Origin of the sequence: Paraburkholderia nodosa (assembly GCF_001718195.1) — a bacterium.
Classification (GTDB): domain Bacteria; phylum Pseudomonadota; class Gammaproteobacteria; order Burkholderiales; family Burkholderiaceae; genus Paraburkholderia; species Paraburkholderia nodosa_A.
In genome coordinates, this window is record NZ_MCNV01000001.1 from 196,388 (window position 1) to 214,289 (window position 17,902).

The following is a 17,902-nucleotide window of genomic DNA, read 5'->3' on the forward strand; positions in this document are numbered from 1 at the left end:
TTAGAACGCTCCGAAGAGTTTTGCCGCAAAGGCGATCGTGAGGACCGTGGAGATGATCACGACGACGAGGGAGGTCGACTTGCCTTTTTCCTTGCTCACGAGGCCATGGTTGAAGTCCATGCACAGGTGACGCACGCCAGCGCAGAAGTGAAACAGGAACGCCCACCCGAGGACCAGCACGATGAGCTTGACGATGATATTGGAGAGGAAGCCCTTGAATACCTCGAAGCTAAGCTCCGAAGTGAGGCTCTGGTCCAACAGGAACAAGATGAAAGGCAGGAACAGGAACAACAACGCACCGCTGACGCGGTGGCCGATCGACACACGACCGGCCAGAGGCAGGCGGTATGCGAACAATATCTGCCCAAGCCCGATGTTCCGGTATTCCGGCCTCGGTTTTTTTGCGGCTTCTGCCATGCTAGACCCCTACTATGTGTTAACACTAATTCGCAATTTTAGCGCCTTTTCATATCGCGCTGCAGCGAAATCCACGTCGGGTACGGCTGGTGGTGCGCGCAAGCAAAGGCACTCTGGGGAAGGCTCCGCGCCTTTTGCGCGGTCGCCCGTCAACTCAAATCGTTCTGATAGTAGTACCCGGTTGTGACATACCATCCGCGGCGCACCTCGACCGGCCGGTCTCCATAGGTATAGGACACGCGCTCGACCGACAGCAAAGGAAAACCTGCGGGCACCTTGAGAAGATCGGCCACCGAGGGCTCCGCGGCCACGGCGCGGATCTTCTCGGTTGCACGAATCATGCGCGTGCCGAATTCCGCCTCGAACATGGCGTAGAGCGGGCCTTTGTACTCGGCGAGGCGCTCGCTCGTGAGCCCGCGGAACACCCCGCCGGGCAGCCAGATTTCGTCGAGCACGGTGCTCTCGCCGTCGAACTGCAAGAGACGCCGGATCAGTACAACTGGGTCCGAGGGCTTGAGGTCGAGCTGGCGAGCGATCTCAGCCGAAGCGCGCAAGCGCCGGCACTCGAGCAGCTTGCTCACGTGCGGGTGCTCCGCGCCGTCATCGGCGAGTAATCTAAGAAAGCGAAACTGGGCGCGCTCTTCGTTGTGCGTTGCAACAAACGTGCCCTTGCCCTGGCGGCGCACCAGCAGATTGTCGGCAGCCAGCTCGTCGATCGCCTTGCGCACGGTCCCCTGGCTCACCTTGTAACGGGCGGCCAGTTCGACTTCGCTGGGGATGATTTCGCCGGGCTTCCATTCGCCGGACTCGAGGCTCTGGGTAATGAGCCCCTTGATCTGCTGGTACAGCGGACTGAAGGTCGGGGACGGCGGAACCGCGGGCGCAGACACTTGAGCCCCGCTCTCGGGAGCGGTGGAATTCGCGTTGCTGGCCGGGTTTGCACTCATGGCGCGCATTTCAACATAAAGCCCCCTACGCATCAAGCATTTTGCCTGCAATAGTTATGTCTTATATAAGACATAAGATACTGTTGACTTTGACCCTGACGACTCCTACACTCCCGATCGAGCAAGGGTTTGCGGGCGGCCTGCATGCTAATTTCAGGACATGAAAACGGCATGACGAAGAGGCGCCGCCGGCTGCATCCACCTCGTGGCGAATGCGCCGCGAGCCGCCTTGCACGATGCTGTTCCCTCACGCAGTAAACGCAGTAAAGGTTTCGATCCGCCCAGCCGGCACGCGTGAGTCGTTGCGCGCCGCGCGTCTGTGGGAGAGCCCGAGCGAGCTGTTGCAGGAGTCGGCACACGCGAAGCGGCCAGCGTCTGGCGTCCCTCGAAGGGCGCCCCGTTCACCTCTTGCCATGTTGCACAGGTTACCGGCACGGCGGTCCGTGCCGGCGGCGCACGCTTCACGGCTTGTCAGTCATGGTCGTTCCAGTGAAGCGCGCACGCCGGCGATCAAGACCGCCTGTTTCACCTACGCTTCGTGTATCGCGCATATAGAATGGCGTTTTACCCTGGCGTCTAACGCATCTTCCTGGAGATTTTCAATGGCTAAGCCCGCAAAGCGCGTTGCCGTCACCGGCGCCGCAGGTCAGATCGCTTACTCCCTGCTGTTCCGCATTGCGAATGGCGACCTGCTCGGCAAGGATCAGCCCGTCATCCTGCAACTGCTCGACCTGCCGCAAGCGCAAGCCGCCGTCAAGGGCGTCGTGATGGAACTGGACGACTGCGCATTCCCGCTGCTCGCGGGCGTGGTCATCACCGACGACCCGAAGGTCGCGTTCAAGGACGCCGACGTCGCCCTGCTGGTCGGCGCACGTCCGCGCTCGAAGGGCATGGAGCGTAAGGACCTGCTCTCGGCCAACGCGGAAATCTTCACGGTTCAGGGCAAGGCGCTGAACGACGTCGCCAGCCGCGACGTGAAGGTGCTGGTCGTCGGCAACCCGGCCAACACGAACGCCTACATCGCCATGAAGTCGGCTCCGGACCTGCCGAAGAAGAACTTCACCGCCATGCTGCGTCTGGACCACAACCGCGCGCTCTCGCAACTGGCCGCCAAGTCGGGCAAGCCGGTCGCTTCGATCGAGAAGCTCGCCGTGTGGGGCAACCACTCGCCGACGATGTACCCCGACTTCCGTGTCGCAACGGCGGAAGGCCAGTCGCTGACCAAGCTGATCAACGACGACGAATGGAACCGCAACACGTTCATCCCGACGGTCGGCAAGCGCGGCGCGGCGATCATCGAAGCGCGCGGCCTCTCGTCGGCAGCTTCGGCCGCCAACGCTGCAATCGACCACGTGCGTGACTGGGTCCTCGGCACGAACGGCAAGTGGGTCACGATGGGTATCCCGTCGGACGGCTCGTACGGCATCCCCGAAGACATCATCTACGGCGTGCCGGTGACCTGCGAAAACGGCGAATACAAGCGCGTGGAAGGCCTCGAAATCGACGCGTTCTCGCGCGAGAAGATGGACGGCACGCTGGCTGAGCTGCTCGAAGAGCGCGAAGGCGTCGCTCACCTGCTCGGCAAGTAAGCCAGCTGGACGAACGGAACGCGCGTTTGACGCCCGTTCCGTTCTGCTTTATGGCACGCGGGGCAGCCTCCGCGGCCCGCCTCGACCCGATCCGCATGCGCCTTGCCGGCAGGGCGCATGCGGATCCGGTATCTCCTACAAAACTCGACTCCCGACGCCGAAGATGCGCGCCATTCTGCCAGCCGAAGTGCTGTTTGACGGCGAAGCGCCGCCCGCCATCCTGCCCGCATGCGACCACTACGCGGGCAGTGAGAAGCTGATGCTCAAATCGCTCGCGCTGCAGCAGCAGTTGGGCCCGGTATTCGACATCACGCTCGATTGCGAAGACGGCGCGCAGGTGGGCCGCGAAGCCGAACACGCCGAACTCGTGGCGTCGTTCATCGGCGGCGAACACGACCGCTTCGGCCGCGTCGGCGTGCGCATCCACGATTTCCATCACCCGCACTGGCGCGACGACGTGCGCATGATCCTGCGCGCCGCGAAGCGCGCGCCGGCCTTCATCACCGTGCCGAAGATCCGCGCCGTGGGCGACGCCGCCGAAATGACGGCGTTCATCGAGGCCACGCGCGTCGAGATGGGCATCGACAGGCCCATACCCGTTCAATTGCTCGTCGAAACGCACGGCGCACTCGCGCGCGTGTTCGACCTCGCCGCGCTGCGCGGGGTCGAGTCGCTGAGCTTCGGGCTGATGGATTTCGTCTCCGCGCACGACGGCGCGATTCCCGATACGGCCATGCGCTCGCCCGGCCAGTTCGACCACCCGCTCGTACGCCGCGCAAAGCTTGAAATAGCGGCCGCGTGCCACGCGTTCGGCCGCGTGCCCTCGCACAATGTCAGTACGGAAGTGCGCGACATGGACGTGGTGGCGAACGACGCGCGCCGCGCACGCAACGAGTTCGGCTACACGCGCATGTGGAGCATTCACCCGGCGCAGATTCCCGCAATCGTGGCCGCTTTCGCGCCGCGCGACGAAGAAATCGCGCTGGCCGCCGAAATCCTGCTGGCCGCGCAGCACGCACAATGGGGTCCGACACGCCACGGCGACACGCTGCACGACCGCGCGAGCTATCGCTATTACTGGTCCGTGCTGCGCCGCGCGCGCGCCACGGGCCGCGCCGTGCCGGCCGAAGCGGCGCCGCTGTTCGCGAGCGGGGAGCCGACGCGGGAGTCGGCATGAATGCGCGCCGGGAAGACGCAGAAAACGTTTTCAACATACTGCGCCAAGGCAAACAGGCGCATCGCGCGCCACCTGGCGCAGCGACGGCAGTCACGGACAGTTACAGGCAGTTACTTGCGAACCACGGCGCAAACAACACCGGGCCGGAGAAATTGAAGTTCATGGCGATAAATAGGTGAAAATAGCGTCCGCTGCGCGCTTTCGGGGCGCGCGCAGTGCAAACGGCGGTTGCCTGTTCAACCGCGCACTGATCAACCGCTTTTAGATAGATAAAGGTTTGACACTCATGAAGAAACTGCTGATCGCCGCTGTCATCGGCACGCTGTCCTCGACGCTGATGCTGGCTGCCACCGACGCCGCCGCACAAGGCACGTCGACCACGACCGCCAAGAAGCCGGCTCCGAAGCATCGCATCATCAAGCGCAAGGCCAACCCGGCCAAGGAAGCGAAGATGGATCCGGTCCCGGAAGGCTCGGAGCACTGGAGTTGCGCTGAAGGCGCACAATTCGACCTGAAGGGCGACATGGCGCGTGACCAGATCGTCACCGTTCACTGGGCGAACAAGAACTACAACCTGCCGCGTCAGGTCACGACCACGGGCGCCGACCGCTTCCACGACGCCGCTACCGGCCTCGACCTCGTCGTGATCCCGACGAAGGCCATGCTGTTCTCGGACAAGGACAGCTCGCGTCTGGCCGACGAGTGCAAGACTGTTGCAATGCAGCAGGGCGCAATGGCGCCGACCCAGGCTCAAGCGCTGAACCCGGCTAACCGCGCTCCGGCAGCCGCCAGCGGCGCCGCGGGCCAGTAAGGACCGCAGGATCGCCTCGATGTCCGCCCTGATCTCCAACGTCAGGCCGCAGCCGGACCAGGTACTGGTCGATATCGTCGACTACGTGCTGGGCGGGTTTGCCAAAGGCGGGGTTGACAGCGCGCTCGCGCTGACGACGGCCCGGCATTGCCTGATCGATACCCTCGGCTGCGGACTCGAGGCGCTCTCCTACCCCGCCTGCACCAAGTTGCTGGGACCGATCGTGCCGGGCACGATCGTCCCGCACGGTGCGAAAGTGCCCGGCACGCCATTCCAGCTCGATCCGGTTCAGGCCGCGTTCAACATCGGCGCGATGATCCGCTGGCTCGACTTCAACGACACCTGGCTCGCCGCCGAATGGGGCCATCCGTCGGATAACCTGGGCGGCATCCTCGCGACCGCCGACTGGCTCTCGCGCACCGCCGTCGCCCAGGGCAAGTCGCCGCTCACCATGCAGCATGTGCTCGAAGGCATGGTGAAGGCGCACGAGATCCAGGGCTGCATTGCGCTGGAAAACTCGTTCAACCAGGTCGGTCTCGACCATGTGCTACTGGTGAAGCTCGCCTCCACCGCCGTGGTCGGACAAATGCTCGGGCTCACGCGCGACGAGCTGATCAACGCCGTTTCGCTCGCGATGGTCGACGGCCAGTCGCTGCGCACCTACCGCCACGCGCCCAATACGGGCTCGCGCAAGTCGTGGGCCGCAGGCGACGCCACCTCGCGCGCCGTGCGCCTAGCGCTCATGGCGAAAACGGGCGAGATGGGCTATCCCTCGGCGCTCACGGCAAAAACGTGGGGCTTCTACGACGTCTCGTTCAAGGGACAGCCGTTCAGGTTTCAGCGCCCCTACGGCACGTATGTCATGGAAAACGTGCTGTTCAAGATTTCGTTCCCCGCCGAATTCCACGCGCAGACCGCTGCCGAAGCCGCGATGACGCTGCACGGCATGCTGGCGCAACGCGGCAAGACGGCTGGGGACATCAAACGCATCACCATCCGCACGCATGAAGCGGCCATCCGCATCATCGACAAGAGCGGCCCGCTTGCCAACCCGGCCGATCGCGACCACTGTATCCAGTACATGGTCGCCGTGCCGCTGATCTTCGGCCGCCTCACCGCCTCCGACTACGAAGACGACGTCGCGAGCGACCCGCGCATCGACGCGCTGCGCGCGAAGACGGTATGCGTGGAAGACCCGCAATTTACGAAGGATTATCACGATCCGGACAAGCGCTCGATCGCGAATGCGCTCACCATAGAGCTCATCGACGGCACGACGCTCGACGAGGTCGTAGTCGAGTACCCGATCGGCCACAAGCGGCGCCGCGAAGAAGGCATTCCGCTGCTGATCGAGAAGTTTCGAATCAACCTCGCGCGCCGCTTCCCCGCGAAGCAGCAGCAGGCGATTCTCGATGTCTCGCTCGACGAGGCGCGGCTTTGCGCCCTGCCCGTCAACGAGTACGTCGACATGTATGTGATCTGAGCAATCAGGCAGGTATCAGTGACAGCAGCAAACGAGCAGTAAGCGTTATTTCCGCGATTAAACGAAGGAAAACACTATGGCCCACAATCTCCACAAAACGCTAAAAGAATTCGACAGCGGTTCCGGCAAAGGCAAGTTCTACTCGCTGCCGCAACTCGGCAAGCAGCTTGGCGTGAAGATCAATCGTCTGCCGGTCTCGATTCGTCTGGTGCTCGAGTCTGTGCTGCGTAACTACGACGGCAAGAAGATCGCGGAAGAGCACATCGAGCAACTCGCGAACTGGAAGCCGAACGCCACGCGCGTCGACGAGATCCCGTTCGTGGTCGCCCGCGTCGTGTTGCAGGACTTCACCGGCGTGCCGCTGCTCGCCGACATCGCCGCCATGCGCGGCGTGGCCAAGCAGGTCGGAAAGGACCCGAAGGTCATCGAGCCGCTCGTGCCGGTGGATCTCGTCGTCGACCACTCGGTCCAGATCGACTACTTCCGCCAGAAAGACGCGCTCGACCTGAACATGAAACTGGAATTCCAGCGCAACAACGAGCGTTACCAGTTCATGAAGTGGGGCATGCAGGCGTTCGACACGTTCAAGGTCGTGCCGCCGGGCATCGGCATCGTCCACCAGGTGAACCTGGAATACCTCGCGCGCGGCGTGCACAAGAAGGCCGAAGGCGGCGATACCGTCTACTACCCGGACACGCTCGTCGGCACCGACAGCCACACCACGATGATCAACGGCATCGGCGTGGTGGGCTGGGGCGTGGGCGGCATCGAAGCGGAAGCCGGCATGCTCGGCCAGCCGGTGTACTTCCTCACGCCTGATGTGGTGGGCGTCGAGCTCAAGGGCAAGCTGCGCGAAGGCTGCACGGCAACCGACCTCGTGCTGACCATCACCGAAATGCTGCGCAAGGAGAAGGTCGTCGGCAAGTTCGTCGAGTTCTTCGGCGAAGGCACGGCGTCGATCGGCGTGCCCGACCGCGCGACGATCGGCAACATGGCGCCGGAGTACGGCGCGACGATGGGCTTCTTCCCCGTCGACGAAAAGACGATCGACTACTTCAAGGGCACGGGCCGCACGCAAGCCGAAATCGAGGCGTTCGCGAACTACTTCAAGGCGCAGGACCTCTTCGGCGTGCCGAAGGCCGGCGACATCGACTACACGAAGACGCTCGTCCTCGACCTCGGCACGGTCGCACCGTCGCTGGCCGGTCCGAAGCGCCCGCAAGACCGCATCGAAATCGGCAACGTGAAGTCGACCTTCACGGACCTGTTTTCGAAGCCGGTCGCGGAAAACGGCTTCAACAAGAAGGCCGCCGACCTCTCCGCCGAATACGCGGCGGGCGACAAGGTCAAGCTGCACAACGGCGACGTGCTGATCGCCGCGATCACGTCGTGCACGAACACGTCGAACCCGAGCGTGCTGCTGGCCGCCGGTCTGCTCGCGAAGAAGGCCGTGGAAGCGGGCCTGACGGTCGCGCCGCACATCAAGACGTCGCTCGCGCCGGGATCGCGCATCGTCACCGAATACCTGACGAAAACGGGCCTGCTGCCATACCTCTCGAAGCTCGGCTTCGAACTCGCGGCATACGGCTGCACGACCTGTATCGGCAACGCCGGCGACCTGACGCCCGAACTGAACGAATCGATCGTCAAGAACGACGTCGTCGCGGCTGCGGTGCTCTCGGGCAACCGTAACTTCGAAGCGCGTATCCACCCGAACATCCGCGCGAACTTCCTGGCCTCGCCGCCGCTGGTGGTCGCATACGCGATCGCGGGCAACATCACGCGCGACCTGATGACGGAACCGGTGGGCAAGGGCAACGGCGGCCGTGACATCTACCTCGGCGACATCTGGCCGACGAGCGACGAAGTCAACGCGCTGCTCAAGTTCGCGCTCGATCCGGACGCGTTCCAGAAGAACTACAGCCAGCTCACGAAGAAGGGCGACCTGTGGAGCAAGATCGAAGGCGAAGAAGGTCAGGTCTACGACTGGCCGAAGTCGACCTACATCGCCGAGCCGCCGTTCTTCGGCAGCGATTTTTCGATGACGCCGTCCTCGGGCGTGCCCGAAATCAAGGGCGCGCGCGCACTGGGCATCTTCGGTGATTCGGTCACGACCGACCACATCAGCCCGGCTGGCTCGATCAAGGAAGACTCGCCCGCAGGCAAGTGGCTGAAGGAAAACGGCGTGCAGAAGGCCGACTTCAACAGCTACGGCTCGCGCCGCGGCAACCACGACGTGATGATGCGCGGCACCTTCGCGAACGTGCGTATCAAGAACCTGATGATCCCGGCGAAGGCCGACGGCACGCGCGTGGAAGGCGGCCTGACGATCCATCAGCCGAGCGGCGAACAGCTCTCGATCTATGACGCAGCGATGAAGTACATCGACGCCGGCACGCCGACCATGGTGTTCGCAGGCGAAGAGTACGGTACGGGTTCGTCGCGTGACTGGGCAGCCAAGGGCACGCAGCTGCTGGGCGTGAAGGCCGTGGTCGCACGCAGCTTCGAGCGTATCCACCGCTCGAACCTCGTTGGCATGGGCGTTCTGCCGCTGCAGTTCAAGGGTTCGGACAGCGTTCAGTCGCTCGGCCTGACCGGCGAAGAAACGTTCGACATCGAAGGCCTGACGGACGACTTCAAGCCGCAACAGGACCTGACGCTCGTGATCCACCACAAGGACGGCAAGGACCAGCGCGTGCAGGTGCTGCTGCGCATCGACACGCCGATCGAAGTCGACTACTACAAGCACGGCGGTATTCTGCCGTTCGTGCTGCGCTCGCTGCTCGCGGCGTAAGTACGCAGTTTTTTGCAGGTGCCGCGCCCGGCAACGGGTGCGGTCACACTTGGAGCCCGACGCAAGTCGGGCTTTTTTTTCGACTGGGCTCCGGGTCGAGCTATTCGATCAGCTTGTTCAACGTCGCAAACTCGATCAGCGCCGCAAGCGACGACACGCCGAGCTTGTCCAGTACGCGGGTCTTGTAGGTGCTGACGGTTTTATCGGAAAGCCCAAGCCGTGCCGCGATACCCTTGTTGCTCAAACCGCGCGCTAGATACTGCAGGACTTCGACTTCGCGAGGCGACAGCCCGTTGAGCGCGACGTCGCGTCCGCCGCCGCAGCTACCCGCCGGGAAGCAGTCGTAGCCGAGCAAGACCGCCTTGACCACACCGCACAGTTCCTCCACACCGCGATTCTTGTTGACATAGCCGTTCGCGCCCGCGACGCGCGTGTGATTGGCCATGACCAGCTCGGGCTTCGCAGAGAGCACGAGAATGCGTGCGCCGGGCTGCGTCGTGCGAACGCCGCGGATCACGGAAAGGCCGTCGAGCTTCGGCAACTCGAGGTCGAGAATGACCAGATCGGGATGCAGTTGCTGGACGAGGCGCAGGCCCGCTTCGCCGTCGCTGCACTCGCCGACCAGTTCGTACTCCGTATTGAGCACGTTGGCGAGCATCTTCAGCACGATCGGATGGTCGTCGATGACGACGACGCGTTTCATTTTTTGTTCCATGGTGGCGTATTCGTTTGACCCTTCAGCGTGAATCTCACAGCCTGAACGACATGCCGGCAATTGTGTATAGGAAAGTTCTGAAAGAACCCGCAAGAAACTGTCGCAGGGTTAACCCATTGCTCTCATAGTTTGAATTTAACTAACGCGTGAATTAAAGTAGAACGATGATCACGCGCACCCGCACCGCTGCTGCTGCGGCCCGCCCGCGAGGCCGGCGCCCCGCCGCCGCCGACCTCGACATGCGCGAGCGGCTGCTCGCCAGCGCCACGCAACTGTTCGGCGAGCAAGGCATCGCGGCCACCACCATGGCGCAGATCGCCGAGGCCGCCGGCGTGACGTCCGCGATGGTTCACTACTACTTCACGAATCGCGAAAAGCTGCTCGACGCCGTGGTCGAGGAGCGCATCGCGCGCTCCATTGCCTTCGTGTGGGAGAGTGTGGATAGCGCTGACAGTGATCTCTCGCAAGATCCTCACGCGCTCGTGGAAGAACTAGTCGCGCGGCTCTTCGACGTCACCGCGCGCATGCCCTGGCTGCCGCCGCTCTGGCTGCGCGAAATCGTCAACGAAGGCGGCCTGCTGCGCGAGCGCATGCTCAAGCGTCTGCCCACCGAGCAGTTGCAACGTTTTGCCGCGCGCGTCAACGAGGCGCAGCGCGATGGCAGCGTCAACGCCGAACTGGAAGCTCCGCTGCTGTTCATCTCGATTCTCGCGCTCGTCATGCTGCCGCTCGCCACTTCGAAGCTCTGGCAAAGTGTGCGCGGCTTTCCGAAGATCGAGCGCGAGGCACTGCATCGCCATGTGAGCGCGCTGTTGAGCGCGGCCTTGCGGCCCGCGCCGCAGACCACGCGCGCGCGCCGCACGACGGGCTCGACGGGGAGCCGCAAGGGGGACGCGTCATGAAGCGCCTCATTGCCGTCATATGCACCGCGTTGCTCGTGCTCGCCGCGTGTTCCAGGCACGGACCGGCTGGCTGGCAGGGCTATGCCGAAGGCGAGTACGTCTATCTCGCTTCTTCGCAGCCGGGCACGCTCACACACCTCGAAGTGCAACGCGGGCAGACTGTCGCCGCCAATGCGCCCGCCTTCGCGCTCGACTCCGTCGAGGAAGCGGCTGCGCGCGACGAGGCGCAGCATCGGCTGACGGCCGCACAGCAGCAGCTCGCCGACCTCCAGACGGGCAAGCGTCCGCCCGAAGTGCGCGTGACCGAGGCACAGCTCGCGCAGGCCGAGGCGAACGCGCGCAAGGCCGCGCTCCAGCTCACTCGCGACGAAACACAGCTTCGCGCGGGCGGTATTGCGCAGGCGCAGCTCGACGATTCGCGCGCGCAGGCTGCCTCCACGGCCGCCCAGGTGCGCGAGTTGCAAAACCAGGTGCGCGTGGCGAATCTGCCGGGACGTAGCGCGCAAATCGCCGCCCAGGCAGCCGACGTCGAGGCCGCGCGCGCCTCGCTCGCACAGGCGCAGTGGCGGCTCGACCAGAAGCGCGTGAGTGTGCCGAGCGGCGGCCTCGTCTACGACACGCTATTTCGTGTAGGCGAGTGGGTGCAGGCGGGCAACCCCGTCGTGCAGATGTTGCCGCCTCAGAACGTGAAGGTGCGCTTCTTCGTGCCGGAAACGATCGTCGGATCGCTCGCGCCCGGTCGCAAGGTGAACGTGCGCTGCGACGGCTGCGCCGCCCTGGTGCCCGCCACCATCACGTGGATATCGAACGCCGCCGAATATACGCCGCCCGTCATCTACAGCAACGAGAACCGCGCGAAGCTCGTTTTCATGATCGAGGCGCGGCCTTCCGCAGAAGACGCCGTGAAGCTGCATCCGGGCCAGCCGGTCGAGGTGACGCTTCAATGAGCACACCTGATCGATCCGCCGGCGACTACGCCATCGACGTGCGCAATCTCAACAAGCGTTTCGGCAGCAAGCATGTCGTCAACGACGTGTCGCTGCGTGTGGCGCGCGGCGAGATCTTCGGCTTTCTCGGCCCGAACGGCAGCGGCAAAACCACGTCGATCCGGCTCATGTGCGGGCTGCTCACGCCCGACTCGGGTTCGGGCACCTGCCTTGGCTACGACATCCTGCGCGAGAGCGCGCAAATCAAACGTCACGTCGGCTACATGACGCAGCGATTCTCGTACTGGGAAGACCTGACGATCCGCGAGAACCTCGACTTCGTCGCGCGCATCTACGAGATGCCGAACCGGCGCGAAGCCGTCGACCGCGCACTCGAATCGCTCGGGCTCGCCAGCCGCGCGAGCCAGCTCACGGGTGCGCTTTCGGGCGGCTGGAAGCAGCGGCTCGCGCTCGCGGCCTGCATGCTGCACGAGCCCGAATTGCTGCTGCTCGACGAACCGACAGCGGGCGTCGATCCCACCGCACGCCGCGACTTCTGGGAGGAGTTGCACCGGCTCGCCGCGCGGGGCATTTCGGTGCTCGTGAGCACGCATTACATGGACGAAGCCGAGCGCTGCCACAAGCTCGCCTATATCGCCTACGGCAAGCTGCTCACGCAAGGCACCGCGGCCGAGGTGATCGCTGAACAGAACCTCGAAACGTGGGCGATTCATGGCGAGCGGCTCAGCGCACTCGCCGCGCAGTTGCGCGACGCGCCGGGAATCGACCAGACGGTGGTGTTCGGCTCCGCGCTGCATGCGAGCGGACGCGATCACGCAGCGCTCGCCAAGGCGGTCGAGCGTGCCGTAGAAGGCCAGCCGCTGCGCGCGGAACGCATCGACACCGGTCTCGAAGATGTCTTCATCTACCTGATGAGCCATGCTCAGGACAATTACGGGGTCACGTCGTGAGCGCCTCGTTCCCGTTTTCCGTGGCGCGCTGGTGGAGCATCGTGCTCAAGGAGTTCCTGCAGCTCAAGCGCGACCGCATCACGTTCGCGATGATCGTGGGCCTGCCGATCATCCAGCTCACGCTGTTCGGCTATGCGATCAACACCGACCCCAAGCACCTGCCCACGGCCATCGTCGTGCGCGAAGACAGCGTGTTCGCGCGCAGCTTCGTCGCCGGCATGCGTAACTCCGCCTATTTCGACGTGATCGAAACGCTGCCTGACGAAGCCTCGGCGCGTCATGCGCTCGCGCGCGGCACGGTGCAGTTCGTGCTCAGCATTCCCGTCGATTTCTCGCGGCGCCTGCTGCGTGGCGAACGACCCTCGCTGCTCGTCGAAGCCGACGCGAGCGATCCCACCGCCATCACCACCGCGCTCGCCGCGCTGCCCGGGCTTGTCGCGCCGGTGGCTGCGAAGGACCTCACCGGCCCGCTCGCGCATCTGAACGGCACGCCCGCCGCGTTCGACGTGCAGGTGCACCGGCTCTACAACCCCGAGGGCATCACGCAATACAACGTCGTGCCCGGGCTCATGGGCGTGATCCTCACGATGACAATGGTGATGATGACGGGCCTCGCCATCACGCGAGAGCGCGAGCGCGGCACGATGGAGAACCTGCTCGCGACGCCTGTGCTGCCCATCGAGGTGATGACGGGCAAGATCATTCCGTACGTGGCGATCGGGCTGATCCAGGCGACCATCATTGTGCTCGCCGCGCGCTACGTCTTTCACGTGCCGTTCGCGGGCGGTCTCGTCACGCTCTATCTTTCGGCGCTGCTGTTCATCGCCGCGAATCTCACGGTGGGCATCACGCTGTCGTCGCTCGCGCAAAACCAGTTGCAGGCCATGCAGCTGACGATGTTCTATTTTCTGCCAAGCCTGCTGCTCTCCGGCTTCATGTTCCCGTTCGGCGGCATGCCGCGCTGGGCGCAATGGCTCGGCAATCTGCTGCCGCTCACGTATTTCAACCGGCTCGTGCGCGGCATCCTGCTCAAGGGCAACGGCTGGACCGACTTGTGGCCGGCGGTTTGGCCGCTCGCCGTCTTTACGGTCGCGGTCATGGCGATCGCCGTGCGCTTTTACCGGCGCACGCTCGACTAGCGCGAGGCACACGACCATGACGCGCGACGCCACCGTTGCCCTCCTGCTTGTGCTCATGCTCGCGGGCTGCACCGTTGGCCCCGATTTCCACCCGCCTGCCGCGCCCGATGCCACGGGCTGGACGCGCGAGCCCGTGCCGGCATCCACCGCCAGCGCCACCGGCCCCGGCGGCGGCGCGCAGACCTTCACGGCCGCGGAACACGCCTCAAACGATTGGTGGAAACAATATGGCAGCGCGCAGTTGAATGAACTCGTCGATCAGGCCTTGCGCGCGAGTCCCACGCTCGACTCGGCGCGCGCCAGGCTCGTGGAAGTGCGCGAAAACTACAACGCGCAGGCAGGCGCGACGAACTTTCCCTCTGTCGATCTGAAACTTTCCGGCACGCGCCAGAAAGTCGATCTCGCCGCTTTCGGCATTACGCAAGTGCCGAATCCGCCGCCGTTTACGCTCTACAACGCTTCGGTCAGCGTCTCGTACGTATTCGACTTGTTCGGCGCCAACCGTCGCGCGCTGGAATCCACGTTCGCGCAGGTCGATTATCAGGCGTACGAAATGGAGGCTGCGCGACTTTCGGTGGCCGCCAACGTGGTGTCCACCGCCATCCGCCGCGCATCGCTGCAACGCCAGATCGATCTCACCACGCAACTCGCGCAGACGCAGGCGCGCCAGCTCGCGATCATGCAGGCACGCTACGCGGCCGGCGGTGTGGCGCAGATCGACCTGCGCAGCCAGCGCACCCTGCTCGCGCAAACGCGCGCCTCGCTGCCGCCGCTCGAAACGCAGCGCGCGGCTGCCGAGCATCAGCTCGCCACCCTGCTGGGCGTCGCGCCCGCGCGGTTCGCCGCGCCGCTCGATGCCCTTTCTCTCGATACGCTGCATCTGCCCGATACGGTTTCGCTCACTGTGCCTTCCACGCTGGCCCGCGAGCGTCCCGACATACGCGCCGCCGAGGCGCTGCTGCATCAGGCCGGCGCGAACGTGGGCGTAGCGACGGCGAATCTTTTTCCGCAGATCTCGCTCTCGGCCAGTATCGGGTCGGAGCGCACGCGTATCGAGGACGTCATCAGCGGACTGAACATCTGGAACGTCGGGCTCGGCCTCACGCAGCCGCTGTTCCATGGCGGCGAATTGCGCGCGAAGAAACGCGCGTCAGAAGCCGCCTATGAAGCCGCTTTCGCCGACTATCGGCAGACCGTTCTGCAGGCGCTGCAGCAGGTCGCCGACTCGCTGCAGGCGCTCCAGAACGATGCGACCGAACTGCAGGCGCGCGACGACGCCGCTCGCGAGGCCCAGGCCAACGCGGCGATCGCACAAACGCGCTACAACGCAGGCGGCGTGAGCGAGTTTTCGCTGATCGATGCGCAACGCCAGGCACTCCAGACCACGCTCGACCGCTCGCGCGTTCATGCGGATCGCCTGACCGACACCGCGGCGCTCTATCAAGCCCTCGGTGGCGCCCCGCTCCCCGGCACCGCGCCGCCAGGGCAAGGCAACGACACATCGGCGCCTGCCGCGACCGTCCGGTAACCTGGCCGCCCCACGCGGCAACCATCAACTCGCGGCGGCAACCATTCGTTTCCTTTCGCTTGCACCGCGCCTGCGCGACAATGACCCTCCCCCTGCTCCATCCGCAAACGAGAGACACGTATGAACCAGGCATCGCTGTCCCCCGCAAGTCTGTCCCCCAACGATCTCGTCGCGGCCGACGCGCTTGAGCTTTCGGAATGGATACGCCTGCGCAAGGTGTCCTGCCGCGAAGTGATGACGGCGTTTCTCGACCATATCGAGCGCGTGAATACGCCGGCGAACGCCATCGTCTCGCTACGCGAGCGCGCCACATTGCTCTCTGAAGCAGGCGAACGCGACGCCCAGCTCGCGCGAGGCGAGTACCTTGGCTGGATGCACGGCATGCCGCAAGCGCCGAAGGATCTCACGCCTACGGCCGGCATCCCGTACACGCAAGGCTCGCCGTTGTTCCGCAACGAAGTGCCCGCAGCGGATTCCCTGATGGCCGCGCGCATGCGCGCACAGGGCGCAATTTTCATCGGCAAGACGAATACGCCGGAGTTCGGCCTGGGCTCGAACACCTACAACACGGTCTTCGGTGCCACGCGCAATGCTTACGATCCCACGCGCAGCGCGGGCGGCAGCAGCGGCGGCACGGCCGTGGCGTTGGCGCTGCGCATGCTGCCCGTGGCGGACGGCAGCGACATGATGGGGTCGCTGCGCAATCCCGCGGGCTGGAATAACGTGTTCGGCTTTCGTCCGTCGCAGGGCCGCGTGCCCTCCGTGCCGGCGCACGAGCTGTTCTTTCACCAGCTCGGCTACGCGGGACCGATGGCCCGCAATGTGCCCGACCTCGCGAGGCTGCTTTCTACCCAGGCGGGCTACGACGCGCGCGCGCCGCTTTCCATTGCCGAAGATCCCGCGCAGTTCGCGGGCTCGCTCGAGCGCGACTTTGGTTGCGCGCGCATCGGTTGGCTCGGCGATTACGACGGCTATCTGCCCATGGAAGACGGCGTGCTCGCACTCTGCGAAACGGCGCTCAAGGACTTCGAATCGTTAGGCTGCAAGGTCGAAGCCGCCCGCCCCGACTTCGCCATGGAGCGCGTGTGGCAGACGTGGCTCACGCTGCGCCATTTCTCGTGCGCGGGCACGCTGGGCGCGCTCTATCGCGACCCGGAAAAGCGCGCGCTGCTCAAACCGGAAGCGCAATGGGAAGTCGAGGGCGGCCTGAAGCTCTCGGGCGAAGACGTGTGGAACGCCTCGGTCACGCGCAGCCAGTGGTACAACGCGCTGCTAGCGCTGTTCGAGCGTTACGACTATCTCGTGCTGCCCAGCGCCCAACTCTTCCCGATCGACGCGAGCGAGCATTGGCCGAAGTCGATCGGGGGCCACACGATGGATACCTATCACCGCTGGATGGAAGTCGTGATCGGCGGCAGTCTCGCGGGGCTGCCTGTCATTAGCGTGCCCGCGGGCTTCAATGCGCAAGGCCTGCCGATGGGGCTGCAGGTGATCGGCAAGCCGCAGGCGGACCTCTCGGTGCTGCAACTCGCCCACGCGTACGATCAGGCCACGCAGTGGGTCAAGCGGCGTGTGCCGCCGCTGCTGCAGGCGTAGTGCGCAGAGGCAAAAAAAGGCAGCGCCACGGCGCTGCCTTTTTTTCATCGACATCTCAAGCCATCACGCCTTCACCGCGCGCGCTGCATTCCTGCCGCGCAGCCATTCGAGCGCGAGCAGCAGACACGTGGAGAACACGATCAGGATCGTGGCAAGCGCAGCGATCGTCGGGCTGATGTTCTCGCGGATGCCCGTGAACATCTGACGCGGCAAGGTGGTCTGGTCGGCGCCCGCGAGGAAGAGCGTCACGACGACTTCGTCGAACGACGTGGCGAACGCGAACAGCGCGCCCGAAATTACGCCCGGCGCGATGACGGGCAGCGTGATGCGGAAGAACGTCGTGACCGGATTGGCCCCGAGCGAAAGGCTCGCACGCACGAGATTGTGATTGAACCCCTGCAGCGTTGCCGCCACCGTCGTCACGACGAACGGCACGCCCAGCGACGCGTGCGCGAGGATCAGGCCGAGATACGTATTGGCGAGGCCGAGCGGCGCGAAGAACAGATACATGCCCACGCCCACCACCACCACGGGCACGATCATCGGCGAAATGAGCACGGCCATGAGCAGTGTCTTGCCGCGGAAATCGGCCTTGGTGATGCCGATGGCCGCGAGTGTGCCGAGCACGGTCGCCACGACTGTGGCGGCGGGGCCCACGATGAAGCTGTTTTTCGCGGCCATGCGCCATTCGTCGGACATCACGAGGTTTTCATACCAGCGCAGCGACCAGCCCGGAATCGGGTAGACGAGGAACGTGCTCGACGAAAACGACAGCGGCACGATCGCGAGCACGGGCAGGATCAGATACAGCAGCGTGAGCACGACGAGCGCGCGCAGCGCGAAGTACCACACGCGTTCGACGGCCGACGTATGCGGCGCAAACAGCGGCTTGGCAAATTTCATGATC

General features: G+C 64.5%; 15 protein-coding genes. 11 read left to right on the plus strand and 4 right to left on the minus strand.

Annotated features, from left to right (window positions below):
• Nucleotides 1-417, minus strand: a complete 417-nt coding sequence (sdhC, locus tag BFD71_RS00835; RefSeq protein WP_069261396.1) for a succinate dehydrogenase, cytochrome b556 subunit — start codon at nt 415-417, stop codon at nt 1-3.
• Between the two features lie 149 nt (nt 418-566).
• Complete coding sequence (locus tag BFD71_RS00840; RefSeq protein ID WP_069261841.1) at nt 567-1,364, minus strand: GntR family transcriptional regulator; 798 nt, start codon at nt 1,362-1,364, stop codon at nt 567-569.
• Nucleotides 1,365-1,966: 602 nt separating this feature from the next.
• Here BFD71_RS00840 and BFD71_RS00845 point away from each other — a divergent pair.
• From BFD71_RS00845 to acnA, 5 genes are all read left to right on the plus strand, one after another.
• Nucleotides 1,967-2,953 (plus strand): malate dehydrogenase, encoded by a 987-nt coding sequence (locus BFD71_RS00845; protein WP_069261397.1) that lies wholly within the window; start codon nt 1,967-1,969, stop codon nt 2,951-2,953.
• Nucleotides 2,954-3,116: 163 nt separating this feature from the next.
• Nucleotides 3,117-4,130 (plus strand): HpcH/HpaI aldolase/citrate lyase family protein, encoded by a 1,014-nt coding sequence (locus BFD71_RS00850; protein WP_069261398.1) that lies wholly within the window; start codon nt 3,117-3,119, stop codon nt 4,128-4,130.
• Nucleotides 4,131-4,416: 286 nt separating this feature from the next.
• On the plus strand, nt 4,417-4,941 hold the full coding sequence (locus BFD71_RS00855) for a hypothetical protein (protein ID WP_069261399.1): 525 nt from the start codon (nt 4,417-4,419) through the stop codon (nt 4,939-4,941).
• Nucleotides 4,942-4,960: 19 nt separating this feature from the next.
• A complete protein-coding gene (locus BFD71_RS00860; protein WP_069261400.1) occupies nt 4,961-6,424 on the plus strand; it encodes a bifunctional 2-methylcitrate dehydratase/aconitate hydratase in 1,464 nt (487 codons plus the stop codon).
• Between the two features lie 76 nt (nt 6,425-6,500).
• Complete coding sequence (gene acnA / locus BFD71_RS00865; RefSeq protein ID WP_069261401.1) at nt 6,501-9,218, plus strand: aconitate hydratase AcnA; 2,718 nt, start codon at nt 6,501-6,503, stop codon at nt 9,216-9,218.
• A gap of 100 nt (nt 9,219-9,318) precedes the next feature.
• Here the strand turns inward: acnA and BFD71_RS00870 are convergent, their stop codons facing one another.
• Nucleotides 9,319-9,921: a response regulator transcription factor gene (locus tag BFD71_RS00870; RefSeq protein WP_069261842.1), complete on the minus strand. Its 603-nt coding sequence runs from the start codon at nt 9,919-9,921 to the stop codon at nt 9,319-9,321.
• Nucleotides 9,922-10,097: 176 nt separating this feature from the next.
• On the opposite strand from BFD71_RS00870, the gene BFD71_RS00875 reads away from it, so the two are divergent.
• The 6 genes from BFD71_RS00875 to BFD71_RS00900 all read left to right on the plus strand — a co-directional run bounded on the left by BFD71_RS00875 (nt 10,098) and on the right by BFD71_RS00900 (nt 16,995).
• Nucleotides 10,098-10,835 carry a TetR/AcrR family transcriptional regulator gene (locus tag BFD71_RS00875; protein ID WP_069261402.1) on the plus strand — a complete coding sequence of 246 codons (738 nt, stop codon included), beginning with the start codon at nt 10,098-10,100 and terminating at the stop codon, nt 10,833-10,835.
• Nucleotides 10,832-11,782: an HlyD family secretion protein gene (locus BFD71_RS00880; protein ID WP_069261403.1), complete on the plus strand. Its 951-nt coding sequence runs from the start codon at nt 10,832-10,834 to the stop codon at nt 11,780-11,782. The genes BFD71_RS00875 and BFD71_RS00880 overlap by 4 nt, the downstream gene beginning before the upstream one ends.
• On the plus strand, nt 11,779-12,732 hold the full coding sequence (locus tag BFD71_RS00885; protein WP_069261404.1) for an ABC transporter ATP-binding protein: 954 nt from the start codon (nt 11,779-11,781) through the stop codon (nt 12,730-12,732). Before BFD71_RS00880 ends, BFD71_RS00885 begins: the two co-directional genes overlap by 4 nt.
• Nucleotides 12,729-13,871 (plus strand): ABC transporter permease, encoded by a 1,143-nt coding sequence (locus BFD71_RS00890; protein WP_069261405.1) that lies wholly within the window; start codon nt 12,729-12,731, stop codon nt 13,869-13,871. Before BFD71_RS00885 ends, BFD71_RS00890 begins: the two co-directional genes overlap by 4 nt.
• A gap of 16 nt (nt 13,872-13,887) precedes the next feature.
• Nucleotides 13,888-15,399: an efflux transporter outer membrane subunit gene (locus BFD71_RS00895; RefSeq protein WP_069261406.1), complete on the plus strand. Its 1,512-nt coding sequence runs from the start codon at nt 13,888-13,890 to the stop codon at nt 15,397-15,399.
• A 120-nt stretch (nt 15,400-15,519) separates the two neighbouring features.
• Nucleotides 15,520-16,995, plus strand: coding sequence for an amidase (locus tag BFD71_RS00900; protein ID WP_069261407.1), 1,476 nt, complete (start codon nt 15,520-15,522; stop codon nt 16,993-16,995).
• Between the two features lie 63 nt (nt 16,996-17,058).
• Here the strand turns inward: BFD71_RS00900 and BFD71_RS00905 are convergent, their stop codons facing one another.
• On the minus strand, nt 17,059-17,898 hold the full coding sequence (locus BFD71_RS00905) for an ABC transporter permease (protein WP_069261408.1): 840 nt from the start codon (nt 17,896-17,898) through the stop codon (nt 17,059-17,061).
• Nucleotides 17,899-17,902: the final 4 nt, after the last annotated feature.

What these genes read in the sequence shown, in the direction of transcription:
- BFD71_RS00900 (WP_069261407.1), top strand. Translation starts at nt 15,520, where the DNA reads ATGAACCAGGCATCGCTGTCCCCCGCAAGTCTGTCCCCCAACGATCTC.
- BFD71_RS00895 (WP_069261406.1), top strand. Translation starts at nt 13,888, where the DNA reads ATGACGCGCGACGCCACCGTTGCCCTCCTGCTTGTGCTCATGCTCGCG.
- BFD71_RS00850 (WP_069261398.1), top strand. Translation starts at nt 3,117, where the DNA reads ATGCGCGCCATTCTGCCAGCCGAAGTGCTGTTTGACGGCGAAGCGCCG.
- BFD71_RS00870 (WP_069261842.1), bottom strand. Translation starts at nt 9,921, where the DNA reads ATGAAACGCGTCGTCGTCATCGACGACCATCCGATCGTGCTGAAGATG.
- BFD71_RS00885 (WP_069261404.1), top strand. Translation starts at nt 11,779, where the DNA reads ATGAGCACACCTGATCGATCCGCCGGCGACTACGCCATCGACGTGCGC.
- acnA (WP_069261401.1), top strand. Translation starts at nt 6,501, where the DNA reads ATGGCCCACAATCTCCACAAAACGCTAAAAGAATTCGACAGCGGTTCC.
- BFD71_RS00875 (WP_069261402.1), top strand. Translation starts at nt 10,098, where the DNA reads ATGATCACGCGCACCCGCACCGCTGCTGCTGCGGCCCGCCCGCGAGGC.
- sdhC (WP_069261396.1), bottom strand. Translation starts at nt 417, where the DNA reads ATGGCAGAAGCCGCAAAAAAACCGAGGCCGGAATACCGGAACATCGGG.
- BFD71_RS00845 (WP_069261397.1), top strand. Translation starts at nt 1,967, where the DNA reads ATGGCTAAGCCCGCAAAGCGCGTTGCCGTCACCGGCGCCGCAGGTCAG.
- BFD71_RS00860 (WP_069261400.1), top strand. Translation starts at nt 4,961, where the DNA reads ATGTCCGCCCTGATCTCCAACGTCAGGCCGCAGCCGGACCAGGTACTG.
- BFD71_RS00880 (WP_069261403.1), top strand. Translation starts at nt 10,832, where the DNA reads ATGAAGCGCCTCATTGCCGTCATATGCACCGCGTTGCTCGTGCTCGCC.
- BFD71_RS00840 (WP_069261841.1), bottom strand. Translation starts at nt 1,364, where the DNA reads ATGAGTGCAAACCCGGCCAGCAACGCGAATTCCACCGCTCCCGAGAGC.
- BFD71_RS00855 (WP_069261399.1), top strand. Translation starts at nt 4,417, where the DNA reads ATGAAGAAACTGCTGATCGCCGCTGTCATCGGCACGCTGTCCTCGACG.
- BFD71_RS00905 (WP_069261408.1), bottom strand. Translation starts at nt 17,898, where the DNA reads ATGAAATTTGCCAAGCCGCTGTTTGCGCCGCATACGTCGGCCGTCGAA.